This is a genomic window from Trichlorobacter sp., from assembly GCF_030247655.1.
GTDB lineage: Bacteria > Desulfobacterota > Desulfuromonadia > Geobacterales > Pseudopelobacteraceae > Trichlorobacter.
In genome coordinates this window covers 1-20005 of the sequence record NZ_JAOTRZ010000042.1, presented here as the reverse complement: position 1 = coordinate 20005, position 20005 = coordinate 1, and the positions used below count along the sequence as shown (strand labels likewise).

Here is a 20005-nt window from a genome sequence, read left to right as displayed (position 1 = left end):
CAGGAGTCTCGTGGACTCGGAGATGTGTATAAGAGACAGATCCGAAGGTTCCTGCTTGCCTCGTAACGCGTACCGGTGACAAGCCAGTTGGAGCGATTTATCGAAGTAAGGCTTCTGCTGGAACCCTACTCCTTCTGCCAGACATGGATTTTTACCCAGAATCATTCACAAAAGAAAAGGCAAACAAACAAACTTGGATTCCGGCGGCGGCCAAGTTTGCTGGCCGGTTCATAGCAGCAGTCGTAGCACTAGACAAGTCGCTAAGGAGTTCAGGCGAAATAACACCTGAACCTGTTTGGGCTTCGCAAGAAAAGTTCGCATTAGGGCCAGAAGTCTCTCTACGACAACAACTTCTAGCGGCGGAACAGGAAGTTGAGATAGCTCAAAAACGAAAAGAGGCCGTACTTGATGAACTCAAATCAGCAGGAAATTTTCGGGCTCTACTATTCGAAAAGGGTAAACCGCTTGAGAATGCAATAATACAAGCGTTGCGCCTTCTTAATTTTAAAGCTGAGCCCTTCAAAGACTCATCATCTGAGTTCGATGTTGTTTTTGAATCAGCCGAGGGAAGGCTAATTGGAGAAGCGGAGGGCAAGGACAACAAAAATATAAGCATAGAGAAACTACGGCAACTTGCCATGAATATACACGAAGATTTACAGCGAGATGAAGTAAATGCTCCGGCAAAACCCGTTCTCTTCGGAAATGCATATCGCCTTCAGCCACTTGAGGAACGAAGCGATCCATTCACAGAAAAATGCCATACCACTGCTGCTACATCATCTACAGCTTTAGTATTCACTCCTGACCTTTTCTTGCCAATACAGTACCTCATTACCCAACCGGATGATGAGTACGCACAGAAGTGCCGTCATGCAATTTTAACGGGTGTAGGGCGCATTGCTTTCCCGGCTCCACCATATCCGACAGGGAGCACCGAGACAGCAGGCCCGACTACATAACCCAGCAGTTTGACACCGTTCGGGCGGAAAAGGCCCGCCCGCCGGGTCAACTGCTGGCCCGTTGGGTGAGAAAATATGCCAGGAAAAAAGAAGAAAAAGAGGCTGAAAAGTAACATCGGTCAGTTCGTGAAGGAGTATGGCAGAAAAGCGCAACGGGGCGTAGAGTCAAACGACCGGCAATATAACAGAAAATCGAAAAGCTAATCAAGCGGATGGATCCACAAAAATTGAGCGAACTTCTAAACGAGGAGCCCCCTCTTGAATCAGAAGACGCTGAAGGCGATAAAAAAGAGAAAACTAATGGGCGGCCTCTGCATGAAGTTTGAGTCCAAGCGCTGAAACAATTTTGATAATTGTATCAAAACCCGGGACTCGCTCCCCTGAAAGCGCCTTGTAGAGACTTTCACGAGAAAGACCGGCGTCACGAGCCACCTGTGACATGCCCTTGGCACGGGCAATATCACCAAGCGCCTTGGCAATAAAAGCAGCATCGCCATTGGCCTCTTCAAGGGAAGCTTCAAGATAGGCTGCCATTTCTTCCGGAGTACGGAGGTGTTCCGCAACATCATAGCGACTTGTAGCTGTTTTTGGCATTTTTAACTCCTAAAGATTCTGTGCAAGCCGGATTGCTGACTTGATATCCCGTGGCTGGCTGCTCTTGTCACCACCAGCCAGCAGGATAATCAATTCGCTGCCCCGCTGAATGAAATAAACACGATATCCGGGGCCGTAGTTAATTCGCATCTCCGAAACGCCTTCACCAACAGGCTTAACGTCCCCCGCGTTTCCCGATGCAAGACGCTCAATCCTGACAAGGACACGAGCCTTAGCTTGGATATCACGCAGGTTGTCGAGCCAGTTGGCAAAATGTTCTGTTTTGCGAATTTCTATCATGGCCATACTGTAGCCTCACGGATGCATATTGTCAATAGCCGATGCCCAACCATCGGCAAGACCCGCCGAGGGCGGGTCAGCCTCATCACCGTTGACCTCATAAATACAAGTATCAAACGAGGACAGTATGTATCCTGAATCGGATGACTTAAAAGAATATTTGGTTTCCGACACAATTGTTGACTGGCATAATCCGGATATCCAACAGAAGGCTCTGGAACTTACACGGTCATTGTCAGATGAAGTCTCGAAAGCCCGCTGCTTGTACGAATGGGTGAGAGACAGCATTCCACATACCGATGATGCCGGCCTCGACATTGTGACCTGCACGGCCAGTGAAGTACTCCATCACGGTACCGGGATCTGTTTTGCCAAAAGTCATCTTCTGGCCGCCTTGCTGCGTGCGGTCAATATCCCGGCTGGTTTCTGCTACCAGGTGTTACGGTTGGATCCACCTATGGTTAATGATATGGTTTTACACGGCTTTAATGCTATCTACCTCGCAAGCATCACTAGATGGATTAGGGTTGATGCACGGGGAAACATAAACGGAATCAACGCTCAATTCAGCACTAAAAAAGAGCAACTTGCCTTTACCATGGACCCTTTGGCCGATGAATTTATCTACGAAGCGATTTTTGCAGCACCGGTGACCAGTGTTGTTAACAGGCTGAAAAGGTACAAAAGTATGCGTGAATTGTGGCTGGATTTACCGCAATCACTGTAAGAGTTTGGAACGAGGTAGTGACTCACTTTTTCCGTTGTTTTTCAAACAAACGCCGATCCCACGATGCCCAAACCATCGGCACAACTGGCAAAAACACCAACCAATCAGCCCAATCAGGACGATACGACTGTGACAAAAAAGACCGATGCCCTCTATGCGGGCGCCCTCCAGGAAATAATCGACTTCACATTTGATGAACGGGTTGTTGCCGTATTTCCCGACATGATACAACGCTCAGTGCCGGGCTACGGTATGATTATTACCAATATCGGCATCCTTGCCGCCAGATACGCCCAGGCAGGCAGCCATTGCTATGATCTCGGCTGTTCTCTCGGGGCGGCCAGTCTGGCCATGCGCCAGCGGATCACCAAGCCGGACTGCGACATTATTGCGGTGGACAGCTCTCCGGCGATGATTGAACGCGCACGGGAGCTGTTGGCCCTTGATACTGCCTCATCCATTCCTGTGACGATGATCTGCAACGACATTCAGGAGGTAACGATTGAGAACGCCTCGGTTGTGGTGCTTAACTTCACCCTGCAGTTCATCCCCCCACCAGAGCGGCTGGCGCTGATGCAGCGGATCTATGCCGGGCTCAAGCCGGGCGGCATTCTGATCCTCTCGGAAAAGATTGCATTCAGCGAGCCGCAACGACAACAACTACATGTTGAGCTGCATCATGATTTTAAACGTGCCAACGGCTACAGTGATCTGGAGATCAGCCAGAAGCGGTCTGCGCTGGAGAACGTGATGATTCCCGAGACCGTAGCTGTTCATCACAAACGGCTTAAAGCGGCCGGATTTTCCTGTTCTGAACTCTGGTTTCAGTGCTTCAATTTTGTTTCTCTGGTCGCCATTAAATGAACTACTACGATGCACTCTATCCTCAGCTTGCCGCCATGGGACAGGAGCGTTGGGCGGAACAGCTTCTGATCGACCTATCCAAAGAACGGCTCCTTGAACGTTACGGCGATATGCCGGAATGGCTCAATGCGCTGGAAGCGTTGCCGGAGTTGCGGCCATCCCACATTGATCTGCAGGACAGCGTCAGCATCGGTTCCAGCAATGATCTTGGCCAGATCAGCCGCGAGGAGCTGATCGCAACGCTCCAAGCGTTTCACCCCTGGCGAAAAGGTCCCTACTCTATTTTCGGGGTTGAGATTGATACGGAATGGCGCTCTGACTGGAAGTGGGATCGTCTACTGCCCCACATCCAGCCCCTGGCCGGACGCAAGGTCTTGGATGTGGGCTGCGGCAATGGGTATCACGGCTGGCGGATGCGTGGTGCCGGTGCCGATTTTGTACTTGGCATTGAACCGTTTCTAGTTTCAGTGATGCAGTTTCAGGTCATGCAGCGGTACCTGCGGGATCCACAGCACCAGGTCATTCCAATCGGCGTTGAAGATCTGCCTGCCAACATGACCTGCTTTGACAGTGTCTTTTCCATGGGGGTGCTGTACCATCGTCGCTCACCCCTTGATCATCTTTTCGAGTTGAAGGGCTGCCTGCGCCCGGGAGGTCAGTTAATTCTGGAGACGCTGATTGTTGAAGGGGATCAGCATACGATCTTCATGCCACAAGAGCGATATGCCAAGATGCGGAATGTCTGGTTCCTGCCATCGATTCCGGCGATGCTATTGTGGTTGCAACGTTGCGGATTCAGGGAGATAGCCTGTGTCAATGTCTGCCATACCAGCCACGATGAACAACATGCTACAGACTGGATGCGCTTTGAATCGTTGACAGATTATCTTGATCCGGCTGATGGGACAAAGACGATTGAAGGGCATCCGGCACCGCTGCGGGCGATCTTTATTGCAACCAGACCGTAGCTGTTACTTAGAAAAGGCCGACCGGAAACAATTCCGATCGGCCTTTTTATACAAAAACGGCATTTACCACAGAGGGCTCAGAGGTTCACAGAGGAAAAGCAGGAGTTTTCAGAATCAGCCTAACAACCCCAAAGGACAACCCCAGTTTTCTGTGTATCTTTTTGACTTTCCTCTGCGTTCCTCCGTGTACTCTGCGGTGAGCTGATTTTACCAGGTTTATTGATATCATCACAAAAACCGTACTACCCCAGACAGCAGACCGTCTGGCTACGGGCCGCCCTGGTTTCATCCAGCCGGGTAACCGGCATGGTAACCGGCATGGCTGCAAAGGAATCAGGATCTGACTCAGCCTGTTGAGCGGCCTCAATCATCACCTCAATAAAGGCATCCATGGTAGCCTTGCTTTCCGTCTCAGTCGGCTCAATCATGATAGCCTCTTTCACGATCATCGGGAAGTAGACCGTGGGTGGATGATACCCCTTGTCGATCAGGAACTTGGCAATATCAATGGCATGGACACCCTGGGCCAACTGCTTGGAGGCGGAGAAGACCACCTCATGCATACAGGTCTGGCTGTAAGGCAGATCAAAATACCCCTTCAGCTTTTCCTTGATGTAGTTGGCATTCAGCACGGCTTGCTCAGAGACCTGTATCAGCCCTTCACGGCCCAGCATGATCATGTAGGTGTAAGCCTTGACCATGACCCCGAAGTTACCAAAGAAGTTGGCGGTACGGCCAATACTCAAAGGATTGTCGGTCTGAATCTCCAGCTTGCCGCTGACCTCATCATGGATAATGCGGGGCATCGGCAGGAACGGAATCAGGCTCTTCTTGACCCCAACCGGACCGGAACCGGGACCGCCGCCACCGTGGGGGGTACCAAAGGTCTTGTGCAGGTTGACGTGCACCACATCAAAGCCCACATCACCGGGGCGCACCTTGCCCATAATGGCGTTCAGGTTGGCACCGTCGTAGTACATCAGGGCGTCGTGGCTATGGGCAATATCAGCGATCTCCTTGATGTAGGGGTTAAACAACCCCAGGGTGTTGGGACAGGTCATCATCACCGCTGCCACTTCACCGTTCATGGCCTGCTTGAACAGCTCCAGGTCCATATCACCGTAAGGGGCGGTTGGGATGGTGATGATCTCATAGCCCACCATGGCTGCCGAGGCCGGGTTAGTACCATGGGATGAATCCGGCACCACCACGTACTTTTTCTTGTTACCTTTGGCCTTGTGATAGGCGGCCACCAGCAGCATGCCGGTCATCTCACCATGGGCACCTGCCAGCGGTTGGGTGGTGACTTCATCCATGCCGGTAATATCGACCAACATCTGGCCCAGATCATACAGCATCCCCAGGCTGCCCTGACAAAGCTCCTCGCCACCCGGCAGCAGCGCAGTCATCGGATGCAGCGGCGCAAACAGGTTGGCAGCGTTTTCCAGCACCTTGGCGTTGTACTTCATGGTACAGGAACCCAGGGGATAGAAGTTGGTGTCCACAGAGAAGTTGCGACGGGAAAGGTTGGTGAAGTGACGCACCAGATCAAGCTCAGACAGCTCCGGCAGTCCTGCTGATTCAGAGCGCAGCAGGTTTTGCGGCAATGCCACCGCCGCAGGAACATCAGAGGCCGGTAGCATCACACCACGACGACCATTGACTGATTTTTCATAGATCAGTTGCATAGCACCACCTCCAGCTCCTTCACCAGCAGATCAATCTCTTTCTTGCTACGCTTTTCAGTCACGGTCACCACCAGCATATTTTCTGATCCGGCATAGAACCGTCCCAGTGGCAGACCGGCAGCAATCCCCTTCTTCAGTAGCGCCTCAACCACCTGATCCGCCGGTTTTGGCAGGCTGACCGTGAACTCGTTAAAGGTCGGTGCCGTTTGCAGCACAGTGACACCGGGCAGTGTTGACAGGCAGGACTTGGCATATTCTGCTTTATCGTAGTTCAAGCGGGCCAGATCAGCCAGCCCCTGTTTGCCGATGGCTCCGAGGAAGATCAGGCCGCGCAGTGCACAGAGCGACTGGTTGCTGCAGATGTTTGAGGTGGCTTTGTGGCGCTTGATATGCTGTTCACGGGCCTGCAGGGTCAGCACAAAACCGCGCTTGCCGTTTTTGTCAACGGTTTCACCCACAATCCGGCCCGGCATGTTACGGATATGGGCCTTCTTGGCCGCAATAAAACCAAAGGAAGGGCCACCAAAGGAGAGTGGGTTACCCAGAGACTGGCCATCCCCCACCGCAATATCAGCCCCCAGCTCACCCGGTGTCTTCAAGATCCCCAGGGCAACCGGATAGACCGCTGTTACCAGCAGCGCCCCAGCAGCGTGGGCCTGATCAGCCAGCCCGGAAAAATCCTCCACACAACCAAAGACGTTGGGGTACTGTACCAGCACTGCAGCGGTATTGGCATCAAGCTGCTTTGCCAGTTCCGCCCGGTTTAACAGGCCATCCAGCGGTGGCAATTCCACCAACTCTGCATCCTGATTGGAGAGGTAGGTTGCCAGCACCTGCCGCGCAATGGGAGAAACACAACCATCCACGATCACCTTGGTGCGGTTGGTGGCACGCATGGCCATCAGGGCGGCCTCTGCCAGACCGGTGGCGCCGTCATACAGTGAAGCGTTGCTGACATCCAGCCCGGTCAGGCGACAGATGGCGGTCTGGTATTCAAACAGCGCCTGCAGCGTCCCCTGGGAACATTCCGGCTGATAGGGGGTGTAGGCGGTGTAGAACTCAGCCCGGCCAGAGAGATGGTCCACCGCTGCCGGGATGATGTGGTCATAAAATCCGCCGCCGATGAACAGCGACAGGTTCTGACTGTTATCAGCAGCAACCGCCTGCAACTTGGCAAAGGTTTCAAACTCAGACATACCGGCAGGCAGGTTAAAGGTGCTGCAACGCAGCTCAGCCGGAATCGGGGCAAATAGCTCCTCGACACTGGATACGCCGATAGCAGCCAGCATCTCCTGAATCTCTTCAGGAGTATGGGGGCAATAGTGACTGGTGTTCATAAAATCTCCCTACAGGCTCTTCAGGTATTCGTCATACTGCACCTTGGTCATCAGCGCAGCCAGCTCACCGGCATCAGCCAGCTCAAGCTCCACCATCCAAGCCGCCTCTTCTGCAGACTCGTTCACCTTTTCAGGTGCATCTTCCAGCTCGCTGTTTACCTTAACCACCTTGCCGGAGACCGGGGCATAGATATCACTGGCAGCTTTGACTGACTCAATGGCAGCCAGCACCTCAAACTGCTTGACCTGCTTGCCGACTGCGGGCAGCTCCACAAAAGTGATATCACCCAGTTCATGGGCAGCATGATCACTGATGCCGCAGACTGCGCTGGTACCACTCACTTTGACCCATTCATGCTCTTTGGTAAAATAAATCTCAGACATCTGTGCAACCTCCAATGGAATAGATTAATTTCAACTGCAATTGATTCAGTTACTTTTTAGGGCACTCACCGATCCGCTTACCCTTAACCTTAACCGTCATATTGTGGCCCTGGGTCTTCATCTTCATAATCGAATTATAGCTATCTGTACTGAAGATGGTTTCGCCGTTAAAGGTGCCAGCACTTTGGCCGGTACATTTCATGGCCCAGGTCACCTTGTTACCAGCCACCTTGTAGTCGGTCATGGTACAGTTCTTATCCCGGGCAATCACCTTCTTCTGGTCCTTGACATCTTCTTTGGTGTAGCAATGTTTGATGGTATTGGCAGGAATCTTCATCGGCATGCCAGGCATCTCTGTCTGCGAGGTAACCTCCCAATACCCTTCGCGGATACTGTCAGCAGCAAATGCACCTGTCGGCAACAGCACCATGGCTCCCAGTGCGGCAATAATGGTACGCTTCATACTTGACTCCTTTCGCTTAAACGAAGTTACCCCCGTACAGATCCTTCAGTGAAGAACGGCACCGTGCAGACTTCAGCCTCCATGGCTGCCCGATCCTGCTTGATGGTCAGGCTGGTGCCAAGCGGGGCATAGCCGGGCTCTACATAGCCAAGACCGATACCGCAGCCCAGCATGGGTGAAAACACGCCGCTGGTTACCTCGCCGATCTGTTTTTCACCATCAAAGATGCCAAATCCGTGGCGAGGAGTACGACGGGAAGTTACCTTAAAGGCCACCTTAACCCGCTTCAAAGGCTGTTCCTGTTGTTTCAGCAGCGCCTCTTTGCCCACAAACTGCTTGTCCAGTTTGACAAAGGCAGCCAGATCAGCCTCAAGCGGGGTCGTTGCCTCATCAATATCACTGCCGTAGAGTGAGTACCCCACCTCCAGCCGCAGCACGTCCCGTGCGCCCAGACCGGCAGGCTTGACCCGCTCATCAGCCAGCAGTTTCTCCCACAGCTCGCCCACCTTGTCGGCAGGCAGGAAGATCTCATAGCCCAGCTCGCCAGTGTAGCCGGTGCGGCTGACAATGGCAGGCACACCCAGTACGGTCTGCTGCACAAATTTAAAATAGGGGATTTCTGCAACCCAGCCACCCAGCAGGTCTACCAGTACTTCGCGGGATTTTGGCCCCTGCAGATCAAGCTTGGCAGTGGCAGCGGTGATATCAGTAAACTGCCCCCCTTTCAGGCGTGATTGAATCACCTTGCAATCATTAGGTGCGGTTGCGGCATTAACCACAATCATGACTTCATCTTCTGCCATACGGAACACGATCAGGTCATCAATGATCCCGCCCTGTTCATTCAGCAGAAACCCGTATTTAGAGCGGCCAACCGGAATGGCGGTAATGGAAAAGGTAAACAGGTCCTCAAGTCCAGCTGCGACGATATCACCTTTGAACTGAAACTCTCCCATGTGGCAGATATCAAACAGGGCTGCCTGCTCGCGACACCAGCGATGCTCGGCAATAATCCCTTCATACTGGATCGGCATATCCCAGCCGCCAAAGGGAGCCATCAAGGCGCCCAGGGCGCGGTGTTGAATATTTAAAGGGGTAGCAAATAACGCTGTGGTTGCATCAGACATGGGTAGATTCTCGATTCTTTGGATTTTAGTGGGACAGTTTCTTTACTCGGGAAACGTGGGATTTTTTCTTTTTAGCGCCAGCCAGATTCTTAACGTCGGTCATTCGCATCTTCCAGCGTCCTTCTTCATGGTCCAGAGTAAACTCACGGCTCTGGCTGGCATCAGTGCCAGGACCACCTTCCATCCCCAGCCTGGCAAAGACTTTGGCGGTTGTCCGTTTTTCACTGATCAGACGAAAAGCATTCAGTTTATTGAAACAACAAACAGGCTTGATCTCTACATCCTTCATGTTCTGGACAAATCGTTCTCTGGTCATGCCACTTCTGTGGGAAAGGCTGTCGTACAGCTGCTCAAAACGCCCCTCTCGCCAGAGATCAAGGGTATCAGACAAGGCCTGTTCGCGGGGGTCATTGCGTTGTTCAGCAGTACAGATAGAAGTAAAAGCGAGTGTAATAACTAGAAAAAACAGAAAAAAAAGGCGGGACATATGCGAAGACCTCCCCAAAAAGTGATCTATGGTAGTGCATCCTGACCGCTGCAGCAATCAAAATTTATCCTGAATTGAACCTTGCCAATCACCCGTGTTCAGTTACAATGCTAGGCAACAGTCAGATCTGCGGAGGACGCTATGAAAAACCAAAATGAGACATTACAGCAACTTCTTGATTTTGGACTGGATATTTCCCAGATCAAGGATATCGACTTCCTGCTGGAAAAGATTTTGTCTGAAGCGCGACGTTTTACCAACTGCGACGCCGGTACCATCTACATCAAAGACGGTAACTGGCTTGCAGCCCGTTATTCACAAAACGATACCATCAACACTCAACTTGCTCCGCACCGAAAATCGGTTTACAGCAACATCATCATCAAAGTGGACAACACCTCCATCGCCGGCTACGTGGCAGCCACCGGCAATCAGCTTAACATCCCTGATGTCTACCAGCTTGACCCTAATCTGCCATACTCGTTTAACAACTCCTTTGATGATCTGACCGGCTACCGCACCATCTCGCAACTGGTACTGCCACTGACCAGCATGCGGGGTGAGACCGTCGGGGTACTGCAACTGATCAACGCCAAGGAATCAAACAACACGATTACCGCCTTTGACCTACACGACGAAAGCGGCATCAGTTACTTTGCCGTTACCGCTGCCAACGCCATTGAACGGGCCAAGATGACCCGCGAAATCATCCTGCGGATGAACCGGATGGCTGAGCTGCGCGACCCCAAGGAGACCGGACCCCACGTCAATCGGGTGGCGGCCTACTCAGTTGCACTCTATGAAGGCTGGGCAGCAAAAAGGGGATTGGATCAGGACGAAATAGACCGGACCCGCGATATCCTGCGGATGGCAGCCATGCTGCATGATGTGGGCAAGGTGGCTATCTCGGACAACATCCTGAAAAAGCCGGGCAAGTTCACCCCGGAAGAGTATGATGTCATGAAACTGCACACGGTCTATGGCGCCCGACTGTTTCCAGACCTGTACTCAGAGTTTGACGAATCTGCTGCTGCTGTTGCCCTGAATCATCATGAGCGTTGGGACGGCAACGGCTACCCCGGCCATATCAGCCTGGCCACCCTGAAACCACTGCCGGGCTATGAAAAAGAAGACGGCACAGCCCGTGGCAAAAGAGGGGAAGAGATCCCCCTCTTTGGGCGGATAGTCGCTATTGCCGATGTTTATGACGCCTTGTCAAACCGTCGCTGTTATAAAGAGGCTTGGGACCAGGACGAGGTACTTGAAACCTTGCATAAAGACGCCGGAACCTTCTTTGACCCGGAACTAATGGAAGTCTTTCTGGACAACATTGAAGCCATCAGGCAGCTTGGAGCCCAGTTCCCGGATGATCCCGATGCACATGGGTAATTATTCACCTCTTTAATGCACCACTTTTTTGCGTGCCCGCCCCACGCGGACGGGCACGCAAATACCGACCCTACAGTGTTCTTCCGTCTGCCTCAGCAAACAGCCTCAGTTTTTCCATCATGGCCGCAAACTTCTTTGGCTTTAACGATTGCGGACCATCGCTAGAGGCCCGCTCAGGATCGGGGTGTACCTCCACGATCAGCCCGTCTGCCCCGGCTGCCACTGCGGCATAGCACATAGGGGCGACATAATGGTAGTTGCCGGTGCCGTGGGAGGGGTCAATCACCACCGGCAGGTGTGTCTTCAGTTTAAGTACCGGAATGGCGGAAAGATCCAGGGTATTTCTGGTGGCAGTCTCAAAGGTTCTGATCCCCCGCTCACACAATACCACACCCTGATTTCCTTCACTCATGATGTACTCGGCACTCATCAGAAATTCCTGGATATTCATGGCCATGCCACGCTTGAGCAGGATCGGCTTGCCGCACTGGCCCACCTTCTTAAGCAGGGCAAAGTTCTGGGAGTTACGGGCGCCGATCTGCAGCATATCGGCATAATCTGCCACCAGATCAACGGTTTCGGGGTTGATGACTTCAGTCACAAACGGCAGGCCGGTCAGCTCACGGGCCTTGGCCAGCAGCTTCAGCCCCTCTTCTTCAAGCCCCTGGAATGAATAGGGAGAAGTACGGGGTTTGAAGGCGCCGCCACGCAGCATGGTTGCCCCTGCCGCTTTCACCAGCCTGGCGCTTTCAATGATCTGCTCTTCGCTTTCAACCGAGCAGGGACCGGCCATAACCACAACCTGAGAGCCGCCAATAATAACGCTGTCACCCACCTTTACCTGACTTGGCTCCTGTTTCACCTCGCTGGATGCCAGCTTGTACGGTTGCAGGATCGGCACCACACTCTCGACGCCGTGCATATTCTCCAGGGATTGCAGTACCAGCTTTGCCCGCTCATCCCCGATGGCGCCGATCACGTCTCTAGTGGTTCCGTGAATAATATGGGGTTTGTAGCCCAGTTCCTTGATTCGTTTTACCACTTCATCCCTGTCTTTCTTGCCTGCGCCTGCCTTCATAACGATGATCATTTCTCGCTCCTTTTTCCCAAAAGCAAAAAGGCCTGGAGGAGTCCCCCCGGCCTTATATCGTTGTAAACCACGTTAAACGAAAAAAGCCGGGGAGACTTTTCCGTCTGCCCCGGCTTTTGGCTGTGTAATCGGTTTTTTGCTCCTAAACCGCGTACACCCTTGCCCGGGCAGACGGCGTAAAATAAAAGCCGTACCAGAAAAACCCGAAAAAAGATGCAAAGCGATAGAAGGAATTCATGGTTGGGATAAAAGCACAGATACCAATCGGCTGTCAAGTCTGTTCCCGTAACAGTATGGTTACGGCGCTGGTGCTGCCTGTTTGAACGCCACAATCAAATAACCTACTGTCCAGAACGAACGGGCCAGACGTAGACGTTGGTGCCCTTAAAGTAGTTGTACATGTGGCCGTTGCCCATGCTCACTAACCAGGCGAAGGTTGAGTGACCTGCGACGGTACTGGAGGACCAGTAGCCGTAAGCCTTGACGTTTTTGAATTGGCTTTTTGATGCATATATGGCCTTCAGTTCATCTACGGTGGGAAGACGCCAGTCGCCGGGTTTTGATTTGTCGCTCAGACCGCACTGGCCGTCTGCTAGGGTTTTGGCTCGTGCCATGGCGGCGTCCCAGCGCATTTCTCCCAGACATCCGGCATCCTTCAGCCAGACCAGACCATTAACGGTTACCGTGCCGTTGTCACCGCACCAGGCTGCGACGGATGTCGCCAACAGACAACAACAGACCATCATGCTCAGTATCAATCGTTTCATGTTCAGCTCCTTTTCTGGGTTTGTGTAATCAAAGCAGATGAAGCGCGCCTTGTCGCTACTTGAATAGTCATAAAGCAAATTATGTTCCAAATAAAATCACAAATAATATCGGAATGATACAACAGGATACATTGCCAACCGCCAACCGTAACCGCCAACACAAGTGGCGACAAGGCCGGGGGAAATCAGTCAGACTTCAGCATGAACCGCAAAGAGGGGGGGACAGGGATGAATGGAGGAGGATGAGCGAATACGGCGCAGTCATGCCAACAGACGCCTAAACAGCCTGCGTAATCAGCTCACGGGCATGATCCCTGGCAGCCTCGGTAATCTGCTCTCCGGCCAGCATGCGGGCGATCTCTTCTATCTGACCGTCCTGATCCAGTTCATGCACGGTGGTGGTGGTTCTGTTGTTTTCTATCAATTTTTCCACACAGATATGCTGCATGGCCCAGGCAGCCACCTGGGGTAGATGGGTCACGCAGAAGACCTGTTGACCGGTTGCCAGGTTCCGCAGCTTGCGACCCACCACGCCGGCAACCGCCCCGCCTACACCGGTATCCACCTCATCAAACACCATGGTTGGGGCTTCACCTTCAGGCAACACCTGCTTAAAGGCCAGCATCAGACGGGAAAGTTCACCACCGGATGCCACTTTGCCCAGAGGACGGGGAGGTTCACCCGGGTTGGGTGAAAACAGAAACTCAACCTTTTCAAAACCGCTGCTGCGCGGCTCGTCAAGCGACTCAAACGCAACCTGCACCACGGCATGGGGCATGGCAAGCTGGCGAGTCTCTGCGGCAAGCTGCTGTTCCAGCTTTCCAGCAGCAGCACGACGTCTCCCACTCAGTTCTGTCCCCAGTTTTTCAAGGGTAGTATGTTGATCAGCAAGTTCCTGCTGCAGTTCATCACGAGACCTGCTCCGTCCCTGTAGCTCTTCCAGCTCTGTGGCAAGGGTGGCCCCCAACGTAATCACCTCAGCCACGGTTGGCGCGTATTTACGTTTCAGTCGAGTCAGCAGATCCAGTCGATCATCAACCAGTTTCAAATGCTCCGGGTCGGCCTCAATCCGGGCAGCATAATCCCGCAACTGCAGAGCCGCATCTTCCAGCTGCAAGTAGCCTTCATCCAGCATGCTATGCAAAGGGACAAGTGCTGTATCAATCTTTGCGGCCTCAGCCATGGCAGCGGTTACCCGCTTCAGCTCTCCCAGCAAGGCCTGATCACCACCGTACAACGCCTCATAGGCAGAGCCGGTGGTGCTGGCCAGCCGTTCTGCATTGGCCAGCAGCCGCTGTTGTTCCTCAAGCTCTTCCTCTTCACCAGCCTTCAGTTCAGCTGCGGTAATCTCTTCCACCTGATAGGCCAGCAGATCAATCCTTCTGGCACTATCTCGTTCCTGCTCATCAAAATGGGCCAGACGCTCTGCAATCTGTTTCCACTGCTCAAATGCGACAGCCACCCGTTGTCTCAGCTCAGAGGTCCCGGCAAAGGCATCCAACAGCACCAGATGATACTCAGGCCGCAGCAGCCCCTGGGATTCATGCTGGCCATGGATAGTAACCAATTGCCGCCCAATCCCGGTCAACTGCGCCAAGGTTGCCAGCGAACCATTGATATAGACCCGGTTTTTGCCGTTACGGGAAAGACAACGTTTCACCAACAGCTCATCAGCCACCTCAATGCCTGACTCCTGCAACTGAGCCTGCAGCAATGGCAGAGAGCCAAGATCAAACAACGCCTCGACGGTTGCCTCGTCTTCACCGGAACGGATCAGATCAGTTGCTGCACGACCGCCGCAGACCAGGCTCAGGGCATCAATAATGATCGACTTGCCAGCGCCGGTCTCACCGCTAAGAATGTTCAGGCCTGCTTTAAAGGAAAGCTGCAGCTGATCAATAATGGCAACATTACGGATGGAAAGTTCGGCAAGCATGAAGGGCTAACGCTCCCCCCACTTCAATTTGGCACGCAGGATGGCAAAATAATCTTTCTCAGGCGAGGTCACCAGGGCGGTGGTTGTTTCCGCGCGGCTAATCTCAATACAATCACCCTCTTGCAGTTCCACCCCCACCTGACCATCCAGGGTCAGGTAGACCATCTCATCAAAGGATGATTTGACCGTAATCCTGATTACCGACTGGTAGGAAAGGACAATTGGTCGGTTGGTAAGGGTATGGGGGCAGATCGGGGTAATCAGCACACATTTCATCAGCGGCTGTACAATCGGACCACCTGCAGAAAGGGAATAGCCGGTGGAACCGGTGGGGGTTGATATGATCAGGCCATCAGCCTTGAAGGTGGTTAAAAAGTCGTCATTAACCCTGGCCTCAAGCTCGATAATCCGGGCCAGTGCCCCCTTGTTGATCACGGCATCATTCAGCACCTGACAGCGGGATATCTCCTGATCACCCCTGGTAACGCCCACATCAAGCATCATCCGTTCAGTAATCCGGTGACTGTCGGCCAGACATTGCTCAAGCACCGGATACAGCTGCTCGACCGTAATCTCAGTCAGAAAGCCAAGGCTACCCAGGTTGACTCCCACAATTGGCACCTGACGGCTGCTGAACAGACGGGCAACCGAGATCAGGGTGCCATCGCCGCCAAGCACCACCACCAGCTCGGCCCGGTCGCGGATCTGCTGCTCTGTCAAACCCCTGGCATAGCCGACATGGCGTGCCAGATGGGTATCCACCAACGGCTGACATTTGCGCTCTTCAAGCCAGGTAACCAGTTCACTGGCTACCCCCTGACAGCGGGGATCATGCACTTTTGCAAAAATAGCGACCTGTTTCATGCCACACCTGTACCATAGCATCCGGGGATTGTCCACCGCCATAAACAGAAAAAGCCCTGAACATCAGCGGCTTATCTTATGTTTAGAAACAACAGACCAAGCATCCTGCCTCCTCCCCTGCAAAACCAATTTGACCGCAACAATTTCGGCAGCTTGCCAAACGCTTCATGACGTTTTTTCTGTTGACACTTGCTTAAAATCATATATGGTAGTCATATGACTACCTATGCAGATAAACATCAAAACGAACTGACCCCGCGCCAGAAACAGGTGCTGCAGTTCATCACTTCATACACGGATGACAACGGCTTTCCGCCCAGCCAGCGTGAAATAGCTCGCCACCTGAAGGTCTCCGGCACACTACCGGTCATGAAACATCTGGGGGCACTGGAACGGAAGGGCTACATCAAGCGGGAGAGTGTTAACCGGGGGATCTCACTGGTACGACCGGCTAACCATTCTGTGTCTCTGCCGGTCGTAGGGGTTGTGCGTGCAGGACACCTTACCCCTGCCATTGAAGACATTCAGGGGCACTTTTCAGTGGACCCGATGGCGGTAAAAGGGGATGGCTGCTTCTTTTTGCGGGTAAGAGGCGATTCAATGATCAACGCGGGCATCCTGGATGGTGATCTGGCAATGATACGGCCCCAGCAGACTGCCGGTAATAAAGACACCGTAGTCGCCATGATCGATGGCGAGGTTACGCTCAAATGGTTCTACCGGGAGCAGGATCACATACGCCTGCAACCGGCAAACCCTGCCATGGAACCAATAATCATCCGCCCGAAAGATGGCGAACTAAGTATTGTCGGCAAAGTCATCGGCGTCTACCGCAGCCTGTAAGCACTTAAATAATTTAACAATAAACAAAGAAGGAGTAAAAAATGGAACCGATTGTTTTAGTGGGAGCGATAATCGTTATTTTTGGTTTATGGCAGGAATTAGAGCCTGTAGCTCAGAGGATAGTCACTGCAATTTCTAGCAGTTGTATCATGCTGAAATTAAGCTCAGCACTCACAGGACAGCCACCGTCTTATCAAGCAAATACATGTCTGGAGCGCAGAAAACCATCACATTACGAAGGGCTATTTTCCAGGTGCCGGTGACCCTTCACGGTAACGCCGCAAGGCCTGACGCAATGAATCAAAACCTATTTTTTGATAATCAAGAGTGTTGCGGTCTACCCACAGTGCCTCTGCCAGATCATCACCGGCTGTAAACTGCGGGAATTCATTCAGATGCACCAGATAGATCAGATCCAGCGTGTCATATTCAATACCGCGATACAGGTACTTGTTCGGGAAGGAAAACAGGTAGCGCAGTTCATCGTGCAGTTCAATCGCAAGCTCTTCCTTCAACTCACGGCAAACCGCCTGCTCAGCGCTCTCGCCCTGATCAACGAACCCTCCTGGCAAATCAAGCATGCCTTTCTTTGGTTCATGGCGTCTAACCCCAAGCAGTATCTTGCCTTGACACTCAATAATCACCGCCACCGCTGCGGCAATATTCAGGTACAGAACAAAACCGCAGTCCGCACAGGTGAAATGTTTGGGCGACGGCCAGGTCAGCGCTTCACTGCCGCACTGCGGACAGTGTGTGATCGATGCATTACTCTCTCTCGTCATCTGGCGATCCTTCACTTTCAGCGTCCTGCTTCATGCCGGCAGGTAGCCGCAGGCAAGCTCAGTAAATGCCGCTACCTGCGCCTCCTGCCAGGCCTGGTCCTGCCCCAGTTCGCACGCCATCAATGCCGCAACCTGCGGCGCCACGCTGATACTGGCGCGGGCATCCAGCAGCAACGCCCTGGTGCGGCGGGCCAGGACATCCTCCACCGTCCGTGCCTGCTCGTAGCGTGTCCCCCAGACCACCTCCCCTACACAGTAGGGCAATGCCGGATGCAGCGGCTCTCGCCAGGCCGGGTTCTCCGCCAGCAGTTGTTCCAGCACTGCGGCATCACTGCCGTAGACCTGCAGAGAACGGTCAGCAGCCCCCCCTTCCTGCCAGCCGTGAATCCTCAGCTCGGCGGTAACCGACGGTCGCTCCTCCAGCCCGGCGACCTGGGCAGCAGCAGTAACCGTATCCTCCCCCATCTTGCGGTAGGTAGTCCACTTGCCACCGGCAATGGTAACCAGGCCGCTGCTCTCCACCAGCAGGGTATGGTCGCGGGAAAGCGAAGCGGTGTCACTGCCTGCATCGGCACGGACCAGTGGCCGGATACCGGCAAAGATGCTCAGCACGTCAGAGCGTTCAGGATGACGATTCAGGTAACGTCCTGCATGGGTAAGCAGGAAATCAATCTCTTCCGCCAGCGGACGTGGTTCCAGGCTGGCCGACGGAATCGGGGTATCGGTGGTACCGACAATGGTCCGGCCATGCCAGGGGACCGCAAACAGCACCCGACCGTCATCGGTGTGGGGCACCATGATCGCGCTGTCACCGCTCAAAAACGAGCCGTCCAGCACCAGATGCACTCCCTGGCTGGGGGTAATCAGTTCCCTGACCGTGGTGTCAACCATCCGCCGGACCTTGTCGATGAACGGACCGGCAGCGTTGATGACGACCTTGCCCCTGATTACGAACTCCCGGCCGGTTTCCCTGTCCAGCGCCGCTACCCCGCTCACCAGCCCGTCTGTACAGATGATACCGGTCACCGGCAGGTAGTTGAGTGCAACACCGCCCAGATCAGCCAGGGTTAGAGCCAGGCTGATAGCCAGACGGGAATCGTCAAACTGGCCGTCATGGTAGATCACCCCACCCCGCAAACCATTTGGCTCCACGGTGGGGATATGGCGCAGGGTCTCTTCCCTTGACAACAGGCAGGAAGGACCGAGCCCCAGCTTACCGGCCAGCAGGTCGTACATTTTAAGGCCGATACCGTAGAACGGCCCTTCCCACCAGTCGTAGAGCGGCACCACAAACGACATGTTATGCACCAGATGGGGTGCGTTGCGGATCAGCAGTCCCCGTTCCCGCAGCGCTTCCAGCACCAGCGACAGATTGCCCTGTTGCAGGTAGCGCACCCCTCCGTGGATCAGCTTGGTACTCCGGCTGGAGGTTCCCTGTGCAAAATCCCCCTGTTCCAGCAGCAGGGTCCGGTAACCGCGGCTGGCCGCCTCCACCGCCGTGCCAAGGCCGGTGGCACCGCCGCCGATCACGATCATGTCCCAGATTGCATCCTCTGAAAGTTGCTGCAGCAGTTCTGCACGTTTCATGGCTGTACCCACCCCTTTGAGCGCTCAATCGCCCTGCTCCAGTTATGGCGCAACTCCGCCATCCGTGCCGGATCAGCTGCAGGGGTAAAGGTCTGCTCCGCCTGCCAGAGCTGCCCCAATTCCTTGCGGTCCCGCCAGTAGCCGATTGCCAGCCCAGCCAGATAGGCCGCTCCCAGTGCAGTGGTTTCCCGCACCCTGGGCCGCACCACCGGCACCCCCAGCAGGTCGGCCTGGAACTGCATCAGCAGATTGTTGGCCGTGGCACCGCCATCCACCCGCAGTTCAGCCAGAGGGGTAGCAGCATCCGACTCCATCGCCTCCAGCAGATCAGCGGTCTGAAAGGCGATACTCTCCAGGGTGGCCCGGGCGATATGCCCGGCAGTGGAACCACGTGTGATGCCCAGCAGGGTACCGCGAGCGTAGGGGTCCCAGTGGGGCGCTCCCAGCCCGGCAAAGGCCGGGACCAGATAAACACCGCCGTTGTCCGGTACCGAGGCAGCCAGCGCCTCAACCTCCTCCGCACTACGGATGATCCCCAGACCGTCCCGCAGCCACTGCACCGCAGCGCCGGCCACAAAGACACTGCCTTCAAGGGCATATTCGGTCCGGTCACCCAGGCGGCAGGCCACGGTACTAAGCAGATTCCGCTCAGAAAGGACCGGTCGTTCACCGGTCTGCATCAGCATGAAACAGCCGGTGCCGTAGGTGTTCTTGACCATTCCAGGCCGGTCGCAGAGCTGGCCGAACAGTGCTGCCTGCTGGTCCCCGGCGATCCCTGAAATCGGCACCCGTGCAGCAAAAAAACGGGCAGCGGTCTCATCGTAGAGCTGGCTGGAGGGAACAACC

General features: G+C 54.0%; 21 protein-coding genes. 6 read left to right on the top strand and 15 right to left on the bottom strand.

The window, feature by feature from the left end:
- Window positions 1–143 precede the first annotated feature (143 nt).
- Complete coding sequence (locus OEL57_RS05900; RefSeq protein ID WP_300738470.1) at window positions 144–962, top strand: hypothetical protein; 819 nt, start codon at window positions 144–146, stop codon at window positions 960–962.
- Window positions 963–1259: 297 nt separating this feature from the next.
- Here OEL57_RS05900 and OEL57_RS05895 read toward each other — a convergent pair whose 3' ends face one another.
- Both OEL57_RS05895 and OEL57_RS05890 read right to left on the bottom strand, forming a co-directional pair.
- Window positions 1260–1556, bottom strand: coding sequence for an addiction module antidote protein (locus OEL57_RS05895; RefSeq protein WP_300738467.1), 297 nt, complete (start codon window positions 1554–1556; stop codon window positions 1260–1262).
- Window positions 1557–1565: 9 nt separating this feature from the next.
- Complete coding sequence (locus OEL57_RS05890; RefSeq protein ID WP_349255196.1) at window positions 1566–1856, bottom strand: type II toxin-antitoxin system RelE/ParE family toxin; 291 nt, start codon at window positions 1854–1856, stop codon at window positions 1566–1568.
- Window positions 1857–1983: 127 nt separating this feature from the next.
- Here OEL57_RS05890 and OEL57_RS05885 point away from each other — a divergent pair, with 127 nt between their 5' ends.
- The 3 genes from OEL57_RS05885 (at window position 1984) to cmoB (ending at window position 4415) form a co-directional block, all read left to right on the top strand.
- The gene (locus OEL57_RS05885) at window positions 1984–2583 is read left to right on the top strand and encodes a transglutaminase-like domain-containing protein (RefSeq protein WP_300738463.1); all 600 of its coding nucleotides are present in this window, start codon (window positions 1984–1986) and stop codon (window positions 2581–2583) included.
- Window positions 2584–2712: 129 nt separating this feature from the next.
- A complete protein-coding gene (gene cmoA / locus OEL57_RS05880) occupies window positions 2713–3447 on the top strand; it encodes a carboxy-S-adenosyl-L-methionine synthase CmoA (RefSeq protein WP_300738461.1) in 735 nt (244 codons plus the stop codon).
- Window positions 3444–4415, top strand: a complete 972-nt coding sequence (cmoB, locus tag OEL57_RS05875) for a tRNA 5-methoxyuridine(34)/uridine 5-oxyacetic acid(34) synthase CmoB (protein WP_300738455.1) — start codon at window positions 3444–3446, stop codon at window positions 4413–4415. The genes cmoA and cmoB overlap by 4 nt, the downstream gene beginning before the upstream one ends.
- Before the next feature lie 242 nt (window positions 4416–4657).
- Here cmoB and gcvPB read toward each other — a convergent pair whose 3' ends face one another.
- From gcvPB to OEL57_RS05845, 6 genes are read right to left on the bottom strand one after another with little or no spacing between them, the layout of a single operon-like run.
- Entirely contained in the window at window positions 4658–6103 is a 1446-nt protein-coding gene (gene gcvPB, locus OEL57_RS05870) for an aminomethyl-transferring glycine dehydrogenase subunit GcvPB (protein ID WP_300738452.1), read from the bottom strand.
- The gene (gene gcvPA, locus OEL57_RS05865; protein WP_300738449.1) at window positions 6094–7440 is read right to left on the bottom strand and encodes an aminomethyl-transferring glycine dehydrogenase subunit GcvPA; all 1347 of its coding nucleotides are present in this window, start codon (window positions 7438–7440) and stop codon (window positions 6094–6096) included. Before gcvPA ends, gcvPB begins: the two co-directional genes overlap by 10 nt.
- A 9-nt stretch (window positions 7441–7449) precedes the next feature.
- Window positions 7450–7824, bottom strand: coding sequence for a glycine cleavage system protein GcvH (gene gcvH / locus OEL57_RS05860; RefSeq protein WP_300738447.1), 375 nt, complete (start codon window positions 7822–7824; stop codon window positions 7450–7452).
- A 49-nt stretch (window positions 7825–7873) separates the two neighbouring features.
- A complete protein-coding gene (locus OEL57_RS05855) occupies window positions 7874–8287 on the bottom strand; it encodes a DUF3617 domain-containing protein (protein WP_300738444.1) in 414 nt (137 codons plus the stop codon).
- A gap of 26 nt (window positions 8288–8313) precedes the next feature.
- Window positions 8314–9414: a glycine cleavage system aminomethyltransferase GcvT gene (gene gcvT, locus OEL57_RS05850; protein ID WP_300738441.1), complete on the bottom strand. Its 1101-nt coding sequence runs from the start codon at window positions 9412–9414 to the stop codon at window positions 8314–8316.
- A gap of 25 nt (window positions 9415–9439) precedes the next feature.
- Window positions 9440–9901, bottom strand: coding sequence for a hypothetical protein (locus OEL57_RS05845; protein ID WP_300738438.1), 462 nt, complete (start codon window positions 9899–9901; stop codon window positions 9440–9442).
- 141 nt (window positions 9902–10042) lie between these two features.
- Between OEL57_RS05845 and OEL57_RS05840 the strand changes: the two genes are divergently transcribed.
- Entirely contained in the window at window positions 10043–11290 is a 1248-nt protein-coding gene (locus tag OEL57_RS05840) for a GAF and HD-GYP domain-containing protein (RefSeq protein WP_300738437.1), read from the top strand.
- Window positions 11291–11360: 70 nt separating this feature from the next.
- On the opposite strand, the gene aroF is transcribed toward OEL57_RS05840, so the two are convergent.
- The 4 genes from aroF to OEL57_RS05820 form a co-directional block, all read right to left on the bottom strand.
- The gene (aroF, locus tag OEL57_RS05835; protein ID WP_300738436.1) at window positions 11361–12380 is read right to left on the bottom strand and encodes a 3-deoxy-7-phosphoheptulonate synthase; all 1020 of its coding nucleotides are present in this window, start codon (window positions 12378–12380) and stop codon (window positions 11361–11363) included.
- Window positions 12381–12721: 341 nt separating this feature from the next.
- Window positions 12722–13147, bottom strand: a complete 426-nt coding sequence (locus OEL57_RS05830; protein ID WP_300738435.1) for a DUF1566 domain-containing protein — start codon at window positions 13145–13147, stop codon at window positions 12722–12724.
- Between the two features lie 277 nt (window positions 13148–13424).
- Complete coding sequence (recN, locus tag OEL57_RS05825; RefSeq protein WP_300738434.1) at window positions 13425–15083, bottom strand: DNA repair protein RecN; 1659 nt, start codon at window positions 15081–15083, stop codon at window positions 13425–13427.
- Window positions 15084–15089: 6 nt separating this feature from the next.
- Entirely contained in the window at window positions 15090–15947 is an 858-nt protein-coding gene (locus OEL57_RS05820) for an NAD(+)/NADH kinase (protein WP_300738432.1), read from the bottom strand.
- A gap of 216 nt (window positions 15948–16163) precedes the next feature.
- Here OEL57_RS05820 and lexA point away from each other — a divergent pair, with 216 nt between their 5' ends.
- The gene (lexA, locus tag OEL57_RS05815; RefSeq protein ID WP_300738430.1) at window positions 16164–16790 is read left to right on the top strand and encodes a transcriptional repressor LexA; all 627 of its coding nucleotides are present in this window, start codon (window positions 16164–16166) and stop codon (window positions 16788–16790) included.
- A 242-nt stretch (window positions 16791–17032) separates the two neighbouring features.
- Here lexA and OEL57_RS05810 read toward each other — a convergent pair whose 3' ends face one another.
- The 3 genes from OEL57_RS05810 to OEL57_RS05800 form a co-directional block, all read right to left on the bottom strand.
- The gene (locus OEL57_RS05810) at window positions 17033–17572 is read right to left on the bottom strand and encodes an NUDIX hydrolase (protein WP_300738429.1); all 540 of its coding nucleotides are present in this window, start codon (window positions 17570–17572) and stop codon (window positions 17033–17035) included.
- 30 nt (window positions 17573–17602) lie between these two features.
- The gene (locus OEL57_RS05805; protein ID WP_300738427.1) at window positions 17603–19159 is read right to left on the bottom strand and encodes a glycerol-3-phosphate dehydrogenase/oxidase; all 1557 of its coding nucleotides are present in this window, start codon (window positions 19157–19159) and stop codon (window positions 17603–17605) included.
- Window positions 19156–20005, bottom strand: an 850-nt coding sequence (locus OEL57_RS05800; RefSeq protein ID WP_300738425.1) for an FGGY family carbohydrate kinase, incomplete at its 5' end; no start/stop codon positions are given. The genes OEL57_RS05800 and OEL57_RS05805, both read right to left, overlap by 4 nt.

What these genes read in the sequence shown, in the direction of transcription:
- gcvH (WP_300738447.1), bottom strand. Translation starts at nt 7,824, where the DNA reads ATGTCTGAGATTTATTTTACCAAAGAGCATGAATGGGTCAAAGTGAGT.
- OEL57_RS05890 (WP_349255196.1), bottom strand. Translation starts at nt 1,856, where the DNA reads ATGATAGAAATTCGCAAAACAGAACATTTTGCCAACTGGCTCGACAAC.
- lexA (WP_300738430.1), top strand. Translation starts at nt 16,164, where the DNA reads ATGACTACCTATGCAGATAAACATCAAAACGAACTGACCCCGCGCCAG.
- OEL57_RS05855 (WP_300738444.1), bottom strand. Translation starts at nt 8,287, where the DNA reads ATGAAGCGTACCATTATTGCCGCACTGGGAGCCATGGTGCTGTTGCCG.
- OEL57_RS05840 (WP_300738437.1), top strand. Translation starts at nt 10,043, where the DNA reads ATGAAAAACCAAAATGAGACATTACAGCAACTTCTTGATTTTGGACTG.
- aroF (WP_300738436.1), bottom strand. Translation starts at nt 12,380, where the DNA reads ATGATCATCGTTATGAAGGCAGGCGCAGGCAAGAAAGACAGGGATGAA.
- OEL57_RS05845 (WP_300738438.1), bottom strand. Translation starts at nt 9,901, where the DNA reads ATGTCCCGCCTTTTTTTTCTGTTTTTTCTAGTTATTACACTCGCTTTT.
- recN (WP_300738434.1), bottom strand. Translation starts at nt 15,083, where the DNA reads ATGCTTGCCGAACTTTCCATCCGTAATGTTGCCATTATTGATCAGCTG.
- OEL57_RS05895 (WP_300738467.1), bottom strand. Translation starts at nt 1,556, where the DNA reads ATGCCAAAAACAGCTACAAGTCGCTATGATGTTGCGGAACACCTCCGT.
- OEL57_RS05900 (WP_300738470.1), top strand. Translation starts at nt 144, where the DNA reads ATGGATTTTTACCCAGAATCATTCACAAAAGAAAAGGCAAACAAACAA.
- OEL57_RS05805 (WP_300738427.1), bottom strand. Translation starts at nt 19,159, where the DNA reads ATGAAACGTGCAGAACTGCTGCAGCAACTTTCAGAGGATGCAATCTGG.
- gcvT (WP_300738441.1), bottom strand. Translation starts at nt 9,414, where the DNA reads ATGTCTGATGCAACCACAGCGTTATTTGCTACCCCTTTAAATATTCAA.
- OEL57_RS05830 (WP_300738435.1), bottom strand. Translation starts at nt 13,147, where the DNA reads ATGAAACGATTGATACTGAGCATGATGGTCTGTTGTTGTCTGTTGGCG.
- OEL57_RS05820 (WP_300738432.1), bottom strand. Translation starts at nt 15,947, where the DNA reads ATGAAACAGGTCGCTATTTTTGCAAAAGTGCATGATCCCCGCTGTCAG.
- cmoB (WP_300738455.1), top strand. Translation starts at nt 3,444, where the DNA reads ATGAACTACTACGATGCACTCTATCCTCAGCTTGCCGCCATGGGACAG.
- gcvPB (WP_300738452.1), bottom strand. Translation starts at nt 6,103, where the DNA reads ATGCAACTGATCTATGAAAAATCAGTCAATGGTCGTCGTGGTGTGATG.
- gcvPA (WP_300738449.1), bottom strand. Translation starts at nt 7,440, where the DNA reads ATGAACACCAGTCACTATTGCCCCCATACTCCTGAAGAGATTCAGGAG.
- OEL57_RS05885 (WP_300738463.1), top strand. Translation starts at nt 1,984, where the DNA reads ATGTATCCTGAATCGGATGACTTAAAAGAATATTTGGTTTCCGACACA.
- OEL57_RS05810 (WP_300738429.1), bottom strand. Translation starts at nt 17,572, where the DNA reads ATGACGAGAGAGAGTAATGCATCGATCACACACTGTCCGCAGTGCGGC.